The sequence below is a fragment of the Flavobacterium sp. genome (assembly GCF_027482425.1).
Lineage (GTDB): Bacteria > Bacteroidota > Bacteroidia > Flavobacteriales > Flavobacteriaceae > Flavobacterium.
Genome location: NZ_JAIXWA010000048.1, coordinates 1 through 15775, shown reverse-complemented (window position 1 = coordinate 15775; position 15775 = coordinate 1). Strand labels below are relative to the sequence as shown.

Genomic DNA, 15775 nt, shown 5'->3' with positions numbered 1-15775 from the left:
GATAAAATTCAATTTGTAAGTGGATTGCCGAAAACACGTTCTGGAAAAATCATGCGACGTATTTTACGCAAAATTGCGGAAGGAGATTTTAGTAATTTTGGAGATATTTCCACACTTTTGAATCCTGAAATTGTGGAAGAAATCAAAAATGAACGGGTATAGTTGATAATTTATTTAGTTTTTATTGGCTGAATCTGCTTTCGATAGTGAATGCAGTTTTTTTATTTTACAAAAAATTGCATTTCAAATATTTATATTAATTAAATGAATCAAATACTTAATATTTATTTCAAACCCAATTTGGACTTTAATTTCAAAAACATCAAAGCAATATTATAGGCATCATCGGTAGGAGAGACGTGTTCGGTTACCGGAAGTTTATAAGCTTTTGCCATTTAATCCAACGAAATACTTTTTTCAGACAACTCATGCACTTTTTTATACATGATTTCAATGTCTAATGCCTCATTACGCAATCGTCCACACCCTAATTTTTCAAGCACTTCATTCAAAAGTTCCACATCAAAATAGGTTCGATGACCCACCAATACAGCGTTTTCAATAAAGGCGATAAAATTTTCTATCGCAGCAGGCTCGGCTAATTTTGGCATTTTACTCTCCAACACAAAATCATGAGTAATGCCGTTGTCATGTAAATATTTGTACTGCGGAATTGCAATTTCAAAAACATCTCCAATCAAAACCTGATCCTGAACAATTCCGATAGCTGCAATCGATAAAATAACATCTTTACGCGAATTTAACCCTGTGGTTTCAAGGGTAAACGCTACATAGCGATTGGATTTTTTATCCATTTTCTCCAGATACGTTTTCCAAAAATCAGGATATTCTTTCTGTATGTTTTTGAGCCAATCCAACATGATTAGGAAAACTGGGTGAGTTGGTAATTATCTTTAATCAATTCTTCAAGTTCGCGCATAGGAGCTAAGGCCGATTTTAGTTTTTCCTTATCTGCTTTGTTCCTATCCTCTAAAGTTAGAAAATGCCCGTTTGAATCTTCTTTCAATCCTTCTTCCGTGCTGAATTTAGATAAGGTTAAAAAAGCTTCGGCACTATTAAGATAGATTTCTGCATGCTTCGGGTCAATGATAGCCAGTTGCTTGTAGCGCTGATAAGTGCTGTTTATTCCTTTAATCCCATTACTTAAAGAAAGCAAACGAGCCGCATCTACTAAAGGTAAAATGGCTCGATTTTTTAGATCAAACTTACCTTTAAACTCGTCTTCCTCTTCGATATTGAATTTTTTGAAGAAATTCAAGGGTGGGGGTTTTCGCAACGCATCATTCCCTAAGAAATCGTAAAACAAGACATTGTTTTTAGCATTTTTAAAAATAACCTCTGACAGTGCGTCTTCAATTTTTTGTTCCCCAGCGGCCATTTCATAATCAAAGAAGACACTGCTAATCTCATTGGATTTTTCACCAGGCGTATTCATCCAACTGTTGTATTGTTTTATCCAGTCTGTCAAAGACTTACACCACAACATATTGCTGGCGACATGATTTTGAGCACAAAGTTTGTAGCCTGCTTTTTCAAGCGTTGCTGTCGCTTTTTTGGCCAAACGAATGAAGTAATCTTTGGTGTCGCGATACTTATCAGCAGGCACATCTTCAAAGATCAAAATACTATCTTGATCGGTGAGCAACAATTGTTCTTTTCGTCCTTGACTACCAATACACAACCAGGCATAACGGGCAGGAGGGGAACCTAACTCTAAAATGGCTAAGTCCACCGCGCGTTTCACCAAAGCAAGGGTGATTTCCCCTGCAATACTTTGAATATGCGTTAAGGGAATATTGCGGTGAAGCGACGATTGAATGATTTCAGTGAGTTTGTCCCGTACTGATTTCAACTCTTTGGCTGAAACTGATTTTCGAATTTCTTTAAGTAGAACGCCTGGGTTATTGGCTTGAGCCACCACCAAATCATGCTCTGAAATGATTCCTTTGACTTCCGATTTATCGGTACCATCATACGTCACGCAAAGATGAGTGACGCCATGTTTTAACATCACTAATTGGGCCTCAGCTACTGAAATATTTTCAATAACTGTGACCACAGGAACACTCATCAATTGGGTAATAGGCTGAGAAATGGCAACACGACCGGTAGCCACTTTGGCTCGGAAATCTTTATCAGTAACAATACCCACCGGATTTCCTTGTTCGGTAATTACGGCGCTATCATATAAATTATCGGTAATTAATTGCGCGGTGTCTTTCACTGTAGTTTGAACTCCAATTTTTAACGGCGATCGATTGTAAGCCAAGGTTTGGAAATACAATAAATCGGATTGATTTTCACTAAAGGCTATAGAATCTGTGATAAGACCTTTAGCCATTTTATCGGATTGATTTTTAGAATTGGTAGCGAAACTTTCCAATAAAAAATCTAAAACCGCCTGATTTTTGGATACATACGGCTTGAAAACTGCAATAGGAATCGCGTACACAATACAATCATCCTTAGCTTTGGCCGTCATTTGATAATTGTTTTTGGCAAAAAAGGGACGTAACCCAAAAATATCACCGGCATGACACTTGTTTAAAAGCATTTCTTCAGCATCGGAAACCACCATTAACTGAATAATGCCGTTAGCCACCACATAGAAACTATCGTGTAACGCATCATTGATTTGAAATAATGTTTTGTTTTTATCCAGATTTAATACACGCATCGATTGAGCAATTACCACAAGTTCATTATAGCTCAAGAAATTAAACGGTTCAAAATCTTTTAAAAAGTCGGCAATTCGATAAGCAATTGCATTACTCATAACGGATAATATTAAACTACAAAGTTATTAATTTGTTTGGCCTAATACGCTATAAGTAGGGTCGTTTTATGGATTGTTTTTAACGATAGAATGTTTATAACCCGTAGCACTTTTCTTATTTTCTATTTTACATAATATAAATTATGATTTCTTTTTGCTATAAGCAATATCTGTGATTTTTTATTGTATTATTTTTCTTACTATAAAAGGAATATATATGCATTTCGTCGATTATTTGAGAAATAAATTACACTTTATCGGAAAAATACAACCTTTTATCTATAATTTTAAACTGTTGATTTTACCCCCAAGAAATTGACACCCCCAAATTTACTTTAACTTAACCGAACATTGCCTATGAAAACTTTTTGGATTTCCCTTGGTTTTTTCTTTTTTCAATGGGCAGTCGCTCAGAATGCAACCGTAAATTATCAAGCATCTTCAGATATTATCGCCAATCCTGAGCGCGGTTTCTTTAAATTTACTGAAACACATTCCAACGCCTATACAGCGTTAAACACGACCACTTTAACGAATTACCGCGTAAATCAAAAAATAAGTTTGATTTACCGTGTTTTTTACTTAGAAAATTTCATCAACAGTCCTATTTCTAGTACCTATCTCGCTCAGATGCAATTGGACTTTGATAAAGTTCGAGCCGCGGGTTTGAAATGCATTATCCGTTTTGCGTATTCTAACAATGAAGATGCAGCGCAACGTGATGCTTCCAAAGCAATGATGCTAACGCATATTCAACAAATTGCCCCTTTACTTCAGGCCAACGAAGATGTAATTAGTGTGATGCAAGCTGGATTTATTGGACTATGGGGCGAGTGGTATTATACCAGTCAAGCTGAATTTGGCGGTTGGGGCTACAATCAAACGGATTTAACTCCCACCAACAACAACCACCGTAAAGACATTTTAAACGCGATTTTGAATGCACTTCCCGCCAGCCGTATGGTTCAAATTCGCTACCCTGCATTTAAACAACAAATGTACTCCAATACAGCATTGACAACATTACAAGGATTTTCACAAACCAATGCAGCGCGTATCGGTCACCATAATGACTGTTTTTTAGCAAGTACTACAGATTATGGCACTTACGAAAATCCAACCACGCAATACCCGTATTTGGAACAAGAAACCAAGTTTGTTCCTATGGGTGGTGAAACCTGTGCGGTAAACTTACCTCGTTCGGGATGTGCTACAGCCATTGCAGAATTGGCTAAATTCCATTGGTCGTTTATGAATGTCGATTATTTTCCAGGCGTAATTAGCGGTTTTGAAAGCGATAATTGCTTTGTCGATATGGAGAAAAAATTAGGGTATCGTTTTGAAATGCGCAGTAGTACCTTGCCACAAAATGCAGTTTTGGGCGCAACTTTACCCGTTACTTTGCGGTTAATCAACAGTGGTTATGCCTCACCCTACAATGCAAGAACCGTTGCTTTGATTTTAAAAAACAATACAACGCAACAATTTTTTCCTTTACCAATGAATACCGATCCCCGGCGTTGGCTGGGAACTTCAGAGATTGTAGTTTCTGAAAACATCCCCCTCCCTTCCTCTTTGCCGGTTGGAAATTATAGTGTGTATTTGCATGTTGCCGATGCTAGTTCAAGTCTCGCCAGCCGTCCCGAATATGCTATTCGAATGGCCAATCAAAACATGTGGGATGCCACAACCGGTTTTAACAATTTGAATTTCAATATTAATGTTACAGCGCCATTGGCTTTGGCTGATATTGCAAACCCACAAGCGGTAATTTATCCCGTTCCAGCACAAGATCTTTTGACGATTCAATTGACCCATATCGAAACGTATACTATAGCCTTGTACAATGCTTTAGGACAAAAGATTACCACCAATAAAACCCAACAATCTGACAAACTGATACTTGATGTTAAAGGATTAAGTAATGGTATTTATTTTATTGATATAGAGAAAGATGGAATAAAAGATACTCGACCCATTGTTTTGGGTGATGACTAAAAAAAGGGATTCGGTTGGAATCCCTTTTTTGTTAACGTTTTTTACGTGGTTTAAAATTATGCTTAATGCCTAGCATGACATTATTGGAATAAAACTTATCCTGTTCATACAATTCAAAATTGATCGTAAAGGCGGTGAAATCCATCAATTGGTAACTCATTAACGAAGTCAGCCGTTTAAAATCACTGCTAAATGTATCGTGAAAAATTCCACCTTCAACATTGATATTGAAGTTATCGGTTCCAAACTCCAAACCTACTCCTCCACCGGTATAAAAGCGATCTTTCAACATCCAATAAGGAAAACCTACCGCCAAATCTCGACTTCCCCAATACCCATGGGTTTCTATGAAGGGTAAAATTTTGAATTTTCGAACGTTACGGTTGTCCCAAACAAAGCGCACAGTCAATTCAGCATTGAACGCGTCATCAAACTCTTCAAATAAGAGGGATCCATCAGGCAATTCCGTGACCACCGTTCGCATTACATCCGACTCTCTCGGGTCAGGTGTTCGTTCAACTAATGTTCGTGTTAATAATCCATCCGTATAATAATTGGCCTCAAAATTAAGGGAAGCTTCTATTCTATTGAAAAAATGACGATCATGATAGCCACGCAATTGAAAATTATAAATTTTTTCATTCAATCCCCCAGAAGTTTCCGCAGGGAAAAAGCTTAAATCCAATGTTTTATACGATTTTTCTTTTCCATGATTAAAACCAACACCACCTTGAACAAAGCCATTGGAAAAACGATCCATTTCAAAGCGTCCTCTTGCCCAATACTGCGGCTTCCCATCAACCACTGCAGTGGTAAATTTGTACTCCAATCCCACAGTATAATTGAAGATATTAGATGTATATATTTCGTCTACAAATTCCAATTTATAGTATTCGTTGTAGGCAATTCCGAAACTATGAATTCGATTTTTACGATCATAGCGATTGTAGCTGAACAAATTTTTCAAAATAGCAGGATCCTTTTGGTTGGTTTCCATGGAGGAGTTAAACTCAACAAAATCACCAAAATTCAAGCGCAATTCCTTTTGTAATTTTTTCAATACTTGGGGATAAAATAGAGCACTGTGATTGGTCATTAAGTCTTGTTGCAATTCCGTTTTCTCATAGGGTACATCGGTGTTCAACATTTTACGAACCGTCTCTTTTTCAGGAGATTCGTTCATGCCATTGGCAACTATCCAACTCTCTTTGAATTGCCCTTGGTCGTGATAATAGCTCACCATCAACGATTTTGCTTCTTGATCGTCTGGGTTTTTAGCTATGTATTTCTTGTAGAAAGGTTCAACCAACTTATACTGTCGGGTTTCCAATAACCAGTTCATTTTTTGGGCAAATCCAATTTCTTTAGCATAATCAGCCCAAGCCAAAGCTGCGGTATAGTTTTCTTCATCGGCATACATCCAAACAATGGTGTCAGCCAATTCAGTCCATTCCGCGCTAGGGGTAAGTGTCATTATTTCTTTTTGTGCCGCTACAGGATCAACATTCAATAAATGCTGTATATACGCCATTTTATGGGCTGTGGTAGGTTCTAATAGCGCTACCGTTTGCAAGGCCATTCGAATTTTTGGTTCAAAGGCTTCGACATCAAAATTGGCAATATACTCTTTCCATAAGGCTACTGAATCAGGTTTTACTTTCAACTGTTCCCACATCCATTTCTCTTTATCGGTATCGTGTAAATATCCAATTTGACGATCTAATTCAGCCGAATACATCACATTATTCACACTTGGGTATTGCTGTAGATGCTGACTGTAAAAATCCCAAACCTCTTTTCCTTTCTCTTCCCACGATAGCATTTTGGCATATTTATTCCATTGTACCGAGTCGATTTCACGACTATTGGACAAACGCTTCCGAAACGCTTTTCGATAGGCAATCTCTTGAGCAATTTGCAAATCATCCCAGTATTTTCCCGATTGATAATCCCGTAATTCTTTTTGAAATGTTTGGTACGCCATCATCACTTCATTTTTCACTTTGGCAAAAGCTACTGAAGATAGGGTTGATTTTGGGAATAAATCGGGTAAGCTGATTTCTTGTTTTGGAGTAGCAACACTCAACAAATAACCGTTCAATGTCGGCGTTTGATGTACAGTATATCCTTTGCTTTTCAAAGAGTTGCTATATACGCCAACATGATTTTGCTCCGAAAATAGCGACCAATAATTTTGAGGTTGGGCATACGAAGTGGTCGCTTTTACGGCATAGACACCATCATTGGATTCATGTTTCATTTGCGAAGCGCGCCAAGACCAGACCAATTTTCCTCCTGTTCTTCCGTCGGTAAAACGCAAAAGTGGGTAATGCTTTTTAAAATTAATAATGAACTTTCTAAATTCGGGAAAAATAGCTTTATCGCTGTTCACCGACTTGCGCCAACCATAGGCTTTTTGATTCCGTAAACTATATCCTCCCGAGGTTTTATCGGCAGTGGCAGGAATTTGAAAAATATCATCGGGATGTACAAAATGGTTCCAAATTCCCGTTATCAAGTACAAAGATTGAATCGTATATTCTTCATCTTCAGAGAAATAAAATCCACTCGAAATACGCGGATAATTAAAGAATTGTTTCTCATAAGGGTCGAAATCAAATTCACGGTCCCCTCCTACCGGTTTTTCGCCCAAATATAAGCTACACATGAACTGTAATGAAGGCATCGATTCTTTCAACAGCTTAAGACCCGTGGGATCAATAATGTTGGAAGGCGGCACATAAGTAGTCGGAAATCTTCCATAATTGTTGATTTCCCATTTCTTTTTGACTGTATTTATGGCCATGGGAATAAACTTTGGATTGGCCCACAATTTCTTGGTTAACGAAACGTGATTGTAACCGTGAAAGGCCATTTCATGACCGTTGTTTTTTACATCATCTACCAACCAATCTGACAAAGATTCGACCTTATCGCGTTTGTTCGTTTTCAACAAATTCCATTGATCCAAGGTAAACGGAGGCACAATTTTGTTACGGTAATCAAAAGTCAACATGGCCGCATACGGAATGTCAAATTCTTTCGCTAGTTTTCGCATATCGGGCCACCACACATCGGACACGAACTCGGCTGTAGTTTTATTCATTTCGGTTAACACAGGCTCGGCTTTGATATCGTATTGGGGTGCTGGAAAATCATCCAAGAAAAGGGTGCAGGAATTCGCAACGGAATAAGGCACACCTTCAATACCCTTTAAAATGCCTACAAAGAGAAATCCGCGATCAATTTTGGTAAAATCAAAGGAAGTGTTGTAAAAAATAACCCTCCCCTTCCCTATTGGGTTTTCGATGATGGTAGGGTATTTGGGATTATTGGCTGCCGTAGCTAAGATTTTGATGGATGGGCTAAAATTATCGGACGTAAATCCGAAGAGTGGAATCTCTTTTCCAATTTTTTTTCCGGTCATGCCAGGAAATACGGGCGTTGTGTAATGCCATCCTTTGGAGGTCGTATCGGTTTCCCAATTGGCGCGCGATTGAAATCCAAGCAAAAATGCAAAACGATGATCTTCAGCCGCAAAAGGAACATAAACGGTACCACCGCGCAACACAAAATCCAATAAAACAGGAATCCCAGCCTCTGCCACTCGCTTGGTATTGTGAATCATTACTACACGAACGGATTCAGCAATACTCGGTTGTGTATTCCAACTATCGATATCGGTGGCTCGAAAAGGAAGTTTGGTGTAGTCGCAGGATTTCTGAATGGCTTCTGAATAGGCTTTACTACTTTTCGATTTCGCATCCAACAACGTAAGTACAACGGGTTGGTCACTCATCCCCGGTAAAGCATAAGGCTGAAGATTTTCAAAAGTTTCCTCTTGCTCGTTTTTCAATAAATCAAAAGACAAGTCACTCCAATCCTCACGTTTGCCACAGCTATGCAACAGAAAAACGATACCGATGAAAAGGAGTGTTACACATTTATTTAGGAAGATTGTTTTCATAGAGTAGGCTATTTAAAAATGATATCCGAAATTTTACTTTCATTCGGATTATTAACCACTTCATAGACCGTTAATAAAGGTGAACGGTAAAAAACGTTGACTTCACGTCCGCGGTTTTTAAGTTCTTGAAGCTGTTTCATCAAGGGATCATAATACTTTATATTTTCGGAAAACGAGGAGTTATCCCGAGGGTGATTCTTATCCAAGACAAAAACCAGAACACTTTTTGATAGAATTTGATCTGGATTATTTTGCATAATTTTCTTGTTCTTTTTTATGCGTTCGTATTGCGCATCTTTTTCTAAATATTGACTCAAAAAATCCTCGTAATTCATAAAGAAATGAGAATTATTACTAATAACTTGGGTCGCTTGATCGTTGACGATAGTGTAGGTATAACTAAAGTAGGTTTTGGCTATGTTGTCGTAGGCATAGAGCATGTACTTGGGAGTAGCATCGGAGGGAATGAGTTGTTGGAGAAATGATTTTTGAAAATTTAAAGCGCCGTATAGCATTCCTACAAAAGTGAATCCCATAACAAAAGGTGAAAATCGGAACCAAGGAAAGGGTATTGTTTGCAACAAATTAATCAACATAGCGATTGTAAAACCGAGTACAATGGGAATAAAAACCACAAATGAATTATAAAGTAAGTCGCGATCTAGCCATTCACTTTTAATATGGGTTACCACAACCAACACATTAAAGTACATAAAAAAGACCAATGGCCCTCTACCCTTTTCTTTTTTTTTTTTTTTTAAAGCAGCCCATAAAATTGTTCCTATCATGGCACACCATTGGGTATAATAAATAATCGTTTTATAGGGTAAAATGAGCTGCGGCAAATAGGTATATGCGGTTACTGAAAGCATATTGGATTGTAAGAAATAATCCAAAGGCACTTTTTGTGAGGCACAGGCGAAGTAATAAATCGTTAAAATAACCCCTACAGATAACCCATAAACTGCCAGTACACGAAGATTGTATTTTTTCACATTCCAAGAAGTTGTAAAAAGGCCAATGACTAAAAACAAAGGGATCAAAATGAAAAAGGTAATTAAATCAGTAAGTCCAACAGAAACAAAAACCGCAAAAAAACTAAACAAATAGCTTAGGGTACTGCCTTTGAATTGTTTAGGTTGAATGTAAAATACAAAAGCTGGCAAAGCAAAAGCCAACGCTAAAAACAGGGGATTTCCTTTTAGTAAATAGTAAACATTGATAGGGGTTACCACATAAACCAAACCAAAAAACAAGGCGGCCAACAATGGCGCGATGTATCGTGAAGGAGCTAATCGATGAATAACCCAAAATACGATAATGGCTAAAATTGTCGATTCGAGTATGGCGATGACTTGCAATGCAATGATCGGACTTACATCAGTCACTTTTCCGTAAAAATTAGCAAGGGCCAACTCAGCGTCGGTGGCTAATTCGTAGGTAAACCAATATTGATTGTCAAATTTGATTAACTTAGTTAAATCGTTGATCCAAGCATCAGATAAGGAATAATTGTCATATTGCACAAAATAATAACGGCTTAAAAAGGTAGTAATCCCAATGAAAATAGGAGTAAAAAATAAAATCCAGTTTTTGATTCGATGCTCTGGGGTACTTTTCCTGAATGATAACCAATAAAATATTGATTTTTTTGTTTCAACAAGTTTTAAATACCGTAAGGAATGCGCTTTAAATTTTTCAGCAATGAATGCCCTTGGTCGAATAATATTTTTCCAGCCCAACCAGTCAATGAGAAGTAGCAAGGTGAAAATTACAAAACAGTTGAAGAGATTGTAGGCACTAACTTCCACCAATACAAACAACGTTAGCGTTAAAACCGCTGCATAACGATACCAGTTGAGTACAATAAAATCCAATAAATGCAAACGATGGTCTACAGCAATGAACTTTCGACTTAAATAAAATAGAAATAAGACAATCACACATAATCGCACAAACCCCACTAAGATTGAACTGGTCCAGAATAATTCCATACTACTTTGTGTTTTGGGGTAATTTTTGCAAACTAATACTTCCGATAAAATAATCGAAAGGGCTATTTTCTAATTCTTTAACTATAGCATTTTTCAACTCCGAACTTTCGGCATACTCAATCAAATGGGTGGGTAATTTATACTTGGCGTACAATTGCAATAACTCTTCTCGATAGGGTTGGTATTGTTTTGCTACGCGTAATCGGTATCTTTTTGATTTAAAATCATAATCTGTAACCACCGATTCCACCGCCAATGCATCAACCCATTGATTGGTTTGTGGAACCAATTCGATTCCTGCGTTTTGAATCAAAAACTTATCCGGATAGGTTTCTCGAATTCGTTTTACAAAAGCGATAAAAGCTTCTTTGTGTTCTTTTTGTGGCCCCCACTGATTGAAATTATCAAAATTATCCAAAAACAAACCATCATATCCTTGGTCAAACAAGTCTTTCATAAGTTGCAACAAAGTGGCTTGGGTTTGCTCTAAGCGAATATCAAGGTAATAACTATCCCAAATTTCATTTTTGCCCAAAGTGGATTTCTTTAATTTTTCAAAATGTGCCGCGTAACGATTGACTTCTCCCAAACTGATATAGGCGATCACTTTTTTATTATTAGCTTTTAATACCCGAACGTTACTGGGAAAAAAATGCGCCGCTTCTACCACCACCAAATCATATCCTTTGACCAATTCGGGTTTGAATTTACCATAGCAATACATGATTTTCATTTTCGATGGAGATTGAAGGGCCATAAGCACAAGTAGAATGAGTAATAATGGAATCCAAAGGGAATTAAAACGCCGCATAATAATGATAATCCAATTGTTTAAAAAAGCTTTGCAATGCACGACAGGTGAGCAGCATAAAAACTATCGAACCCACCAACATTCCAAATACGCTATAGTCATAAGCGACAAAGCGACTCAACACAAAACCGACAGAAAAATTCACTAAAGCAGCATAAATGATGGCTTTCAGAGGCTTTGTGATTTGCCCTAACGTAAACAAATACAAAGCATTAAGTATCCCCCAAGCAAAAATAATATAGCCAATTCCTCCTACGATAAAAATCGTAATACATTGTTTTATCATCTCGGGTTTAAAATGGTTTTTTAAGGCCCAAGGTGCTTGCAAGAGGTAAAATATAAAGACAAACGCTAAGATTCCTGTAATCCAAAGCGCTATTATATGTAAACGATAATTTCGTTGCATTTCGAGCGCATAATTCGCGATTTGATCGGAAGCGGTGTGTTTTTGACCAATATCGATAAAGCGTGTGAATGTGGCAATACTGAACTCCAAAACCCCAGCCAAAAGTAAGAACACCAAAATCGCCAAGTCCATACCCAATTCGTAATTTTTCTCAAAAAATACTAAAAAAGGAGGATTCTCCTGAATACCTGATGACCAGGCTAAAATTCGATCGATAAAGATGAACGCATACAACAGCATTCCGTATAGAAAATGGCTGTAATTATGGTATAAAACAACAGGAGTCTTCAATGGAGCACTGTGGGCATTCAACCCTTTTTTCTGAATTTTTTTAAAGAAAAAGAAGAGGAAAACTTGTGTCACCAAAATCGTTATAGTGATACCAAACCAATGGGTAAAGTAGATGGGGTAATGAGTATTATTTTTTAATAGTAAAGCAGCAATAGTTCCTGCCAAAATCGAAACGGTTATCATCCAGCGTTGCTTCACAGGATGTAAGGGTGCTAAAATGAGTAACAACAAGCCCACAAAAAAGGCATAACAAAACACGATTAGCAGGACTTCATATGAATAGATATGAAAGAAGAAATTGACCAAGAAAATACCAAAAAGTACCGAGAAAAGTGTTTTCATCCCCAATTTAAACAAATAGGAAATGGTTTGTTTCACCATAGCGTAATCTTTATAGTTCCAATAAAACGAAGCTTGCTTTCCAATGACCTGTACAAATCCCCCCGTAGATACCATTCCGACTATTACTCCCAACACCACCGCTGTGGATTGAATTTCATTAAAACCGGTGTATGTCCAAAGCGAATATCCAAATAAAACAATTGCAGCAATTTGTATAAACACAGGAAGCAGATGAAGAACGCCCAAGGTATAATATTGGGAAAACAATTTCATCTTTACAACCCTATAATCTGAAACTGAAATTGACTCTTTCTCTTGACTTTCTCGCTCGCGGTAATTCCTTAAAGGCTCTTGATTATCTAGCGAACGTAGCTTTTGGTAGATATCGGATGCCAGTGCTTCAACAGTAGGATAGCCATAATCAACAGGGGTGTCTTTAGGACGTATCCCCAAAGATTCTATAGCAGCTTCGACCACTTGTGTACTCACAGGTTTCCCAAGTCGGTTTTGCAGTTCGGAGGTAAGGTCTTTTAGGTTTTGGGTTTGGTTTTCCATGGTAGGTTAAGGGCTTTGGGGTTTATGATGCTTCCATCGCAATTTCATCGACCAACTGATGCAAGTAAATGGCATTGTTGAATTTGGCTTTCACCACCGCATCATAGGCTTTTTCATAAGCTGTAATAAATGTATCGATGGTAAAATGATTGAGTACTCGTTTACGCGCAGCCTCTCCCATTTGTTTACGCAATGCTTCATTCTGTAGCAATTCGATTACACTATTTCCAATGGCAATGTGATCTTTGGGTTTACATACCCGACCGCAAGAGGAATCCAATGCTTCGGTTACCCCACCCACATCGGTAGCAACTACCGGAATTCCACAACTCATGGATTCAAGAACCGTGTAGGGAAATCCTTCCGAAATGGAGGTCAGAATGGACACATCGCCTTCACAAAACAATTCTTGAGGGGTATTGTGAAAACCTGCAAGGAAAAAATTTTTCTCTAGTTTTAATGCTACAATCAACGTACGGCATTCCTCTGTGTATTCTGGAACGGCATCAAAGTCGCCATATACCCAATATTCGACATTGGGAATGGTTGCTTTGACCACGGCGCATGAACGAATCATAGTAAGTATGTCTTTCAATTCAAAAATTCGTGCTGCGGCCACAACCGTAGGAATATCTTTTCGATGGGCTGGCTTGGCTTTAGGGACAAATACATCGCTGTCGATACCGTTGTAGATAACGTCAATCTTGTTGGGGTCGGCGCCGTATTTGGTTTCCCAAGTTTTATTGAAATTATTGACCGACAATATGCGGTCGGCTTTATGATACACCAAACGGGTGATGGCTTCCGAAAAACGAATCAATAGATTTTTAAGAAAAAAAGAGTATTCTGATTGATTGATCGCAATTAAGCGCTCCCGAATAAATACGCCGTGTTCGGTAACAACCAATGGGGTTTCGTATTTGTACTTCAATACCAAAGCAGGGATAACCGGGAAACCAGCCAGCGTTAAATGCGCAATATCCGCCTTTTTAACCGGAATGGAAATGGGAAGTAAAAAACGATAAACCCAACGCATACCGATAGTAAAATCTTGTAAGGTTGCTGAGTAATGCCCGTCTTTCTCGATTTGTTGCTGCGAAAAGCGTTTGTAACTATCCCACACCAAGCTGTGCGTCATTGTTTTTTTGTAATCATGCTTCTGAAAATAATTCCATAAGGCAAAGAAAAGCGTATCAAGTGCTTTCGGATTTTGCGTTTCAGTATATATAGCCTCCAATAATTCGGTAAATAAAGGCAAAAAAATGTTTTTAATTTCAACATCCTCAGCCTTAAGTTTTCGAACCACCGATTTGTAATACTTTTTACCATAGTTTACCAATTCATGAGGTTCCATTGGTGCCCACAAGGGAACCTGGATGCATTCTTTGACATTCGGACTTAAGGTATACTTGGGTTTTTTTTTTTTTTTTTCATTGATAGAATACAGGGTGTAGTCTGCGTTATCAACCCGGTTACACAACATGTGTGCCCACGTGGAGACTCCTCCGCCATTGAAAGGGTATGTCCCTTCCATAATAAGCATTACTTCGTATTTGTTTCGCATAAGAATCTAATAGTTTTTTTAATCTGGGGCGATTAAAAACTCATATTTGAAACAAAAGTATTTTTGCCTTTTGGAGAGCGAAACGAAATCAGGTATAAAGATGAATATAGTCGATGAAATGCAGTTTTTGTCAATTAAGCAATGTTGATTTTTATTTATAAGTTACAATCATCGATAATTTGATGCATTTCATCGAATTATAATAAAATTCGTAGGGCGTTTATCAAGTGAATAATTTTAAACGCATTTTTCGTGCGATTTCGAGAATCAATTTTTCCTTATAATCTTCAATTAACCAAAGTCGGTAATTTTTGGTTGTGTTTCCTAGCAAAACACAATACTGCCGTACACGATAATCAATGTCATCATGCAATTCTTTAGCCAGAAACTTCGCTTGAATAGAATCATCGGCATTTTCGACACAAATACGTGTATGCTGTTGTATCGATAAATCAATAACGGTTTTGGCTTTAAGGTTGTTTTTGACCGTCTTCTTAAATTCTTCATGGAGATCGAAGGAGAAATCGGTGGTTTTTGCAAACTTTTTGCGCAACTCAGGAGGCATCTCGTAGGTGAAATTTCGCTCTATTTCGGCATCATCCCTAAGACTAGCCAAGTAAAACTCGGGCGATTTAAATATTTGTTGCCAATCGACAGGTGCATTCCACAACCCAAACCGCAAGGCATTGTTCCCCAAATCAATAATGGTAAACGCTGTTTTGTGTGGCAAACGTCGGGAACCTCTTCCGATCATCTGAAAATAAAGCGTAATCGATTTGGTGGCGCGATTCAAAATGATACTTTCTACTGTAGGTTCATCAAAACCTGTGGTCAAAATACTCACTGAGGTTAGAATCGCATTAGGTGTTTTTTTAAACCATTTTAAAATCGATTTTCGCTCATCATTGGGCGTTGTATTGTCGAGATGGCGAATATTTAAGCCCGCTTTTTTAAATGTTTCATACACATAAAGCGAGGTATGAATTCCATTATTGAAAATCAAGGTTTTTTTGCCAAAAGATTTTTCCATATAGGCATGCAGCAGTTTTT

At 37.7% G+C, this 15775-nt stretch carries 9 protein-coding genes; 1 reads left to right on the top strand and 8 read right to left on the bottom strand.

The genetic code is table 11. The features are described from left to right. Positions 1-395: 395 nt before the first annotated feature. Both Q0037_RS06685 and Q0037_RS06680 read right to left on the bottom strand, forming a co-directional pair. Positions 396-881, bottom strand: a complete 486-nt coding sequence (locus Q0037_RS06685; protein ID WP_297516875.1) for a PolC-type DNA polymerase III — start codon at positions 879-881, stop codon at positions 396-398. A gap of 2 nt (positions 882-883) precedes the next feature. Beyond that, positions 884-2797, bottom strand: coding sequence for a DUF294 nucleotidyltransferase-like domain-containing protein (locus Q0037_RS06680; protein ID WP_297516874.1), 1914 nt, complete (start codon positions 2795-2797; stop codon positions 884-886). Positions 2798-3154: 357 nt separating this feature from the next. Between Q0037_RS06680 and Q0037_RS06675 the strand changes: the two genes are divergently transcribed. Beyond that, a complete protein-coding gene (locus tag Q0037_RS06675) occupies positions 3155-4795 on the top strand; it encodes a DUF4832 domain-containing protein (protein WP_297516873.1) in 1641 nt (546 codons plus the stop codon). Between the two features lie 31 nt (positions 4796-4826). On the opposite strand, the gene Q0037_RS06670 is transcribed toward Q0037_RS06675, so the two are convergent. From Q0037_RS06670 to Q0037_RS06645, 6 genes are all read right to left on the bottom strand, one after another. Then, positions 4827-8762 carry a DUF2194 domain-containing protein gene (locus tag Q0037_RS06670; protein ID WP_297516872.1) on the bottom strand — a complete coding sequence of 1312 codons (3936 nt, stop codon included), beginning with the start codon at positions 8760-8762 and terminating at the stop codon, positions 4827-4829. Between the two features lie 8 nt (positions 8763-8770). Then, complete coding sequence (locus Q0037_RS06665) at positions 8771-10756, bottom strand: hypothetical protein (RefSeq protein WP_297516871.1); 1986 nt, start codon at positions 10754-10756, stop codon at positions 8771-8773. Position 10757: 1 nt separating this feature from the next. Beyond that, positions 10758-11489: an endo alpha-1,4 polygalactosaminidase gene (locus tag Q0037_RS06660; RefSeq protein WP_297516870.1), complete on the bottom strand. Its 732-nt coding sequence runs from the start codon at positions 11487-11489 to the stop codon at positions 10758-10760. 64 nt (positions 11490-11553) lie between these two features. Continuing rightward, positions 11554-13161, bottom strand: coding sequence for a hypothetical protein (locus tag Q0037_RS06655; RefSeq protein ID WP_297516869.1), 1608 nt, complete (start codon positions 13159-13161; stop codon positions 11554-11556). A 22-nt stretch (positions 13162-13183) separates the two neighbouring features. Beyond that, positions 13184-14725, bottom strand: a complete 1542-nt coding sequence (gene pelF, locus Q0037_RS06650; RefSeq protein ID WP_297516868.1) for a GT4 family glycosyltransferase PelF — start codon at positions 14723-14725, stop codon at positions 13184-13186. Positions 14726-14948: 223 nt separating this feature from the next. Beyond that, the coding region (locus tag Q0037_RS06645) for a DEAD/DEAH box helicase (protein WP_297516867.1) at positions 14949-15775 on the bottom strand (827 nt) is incomplete at its 5' end.

What these genes read in the sequence shown, in the direction of transcription:
- Q0037_RS06685 (WP_297516875.1), bottom strand. Translation starts at nt 881, where the DNA reads ATGTTGGATTGGCTCAAAAACATACAGAAAGAATATCCTGATTTTTGG.
- Q0037_RS06680 (WP_297516874.1), bottom strand. Translation starts at nt 2,797, where the DNA reads ATGAGTAATGCAATTGCTTATCGAATTGCCGACTTTTTAAAAGATTTT.
- Q0037_RS06675 (WP_297516873.1), top strand. Translation starts at nt 3,155, where the DNA reads ATGAAAACTTTTTGGATTTCCCTTGGTTTTTTCTTTTTTCAATGGGCA.
- Q0037_RS06670 (WP_297516872.1), bottom strand. Translation starts at nt 8,762, where the DNA reads ATGAAAACAATCTTCCTAAATAAATGTGTAACACTCCTTTTCATCGGT.
- Q0037_RS06665 (WP_297516871.1), bottom strand. Translation starts at nt 10,756, where the DNA reads ATGGAATTATTCTGGACCAGTTCAATCTTAGTGGGGTTTGTGCGATTA.
- Q0037_RS06660 (WP_297516870.1), bottom strand. Translation starts at nt 11,489, where the DNA reads ATGAAAATCATGTATTGCTATGGTAAATTCAAACCCGAATTGGTCAAA.
- Q0037_RS06655 (WP_297516869.1), bottom strand. Translation starts at nt 13,161, where the DNA reads ATGGAAAACCAAACCCAAAACCTAAAAGACCTTACCTCCGAACTGCAA.
- pelF (WP_297516868.1), bottom strand. Translation starts at nt 14,725, where the DNA reads ATGCGAAACAAATACGAAGTAATGCTTATTATGGAAGGGACATACCCT.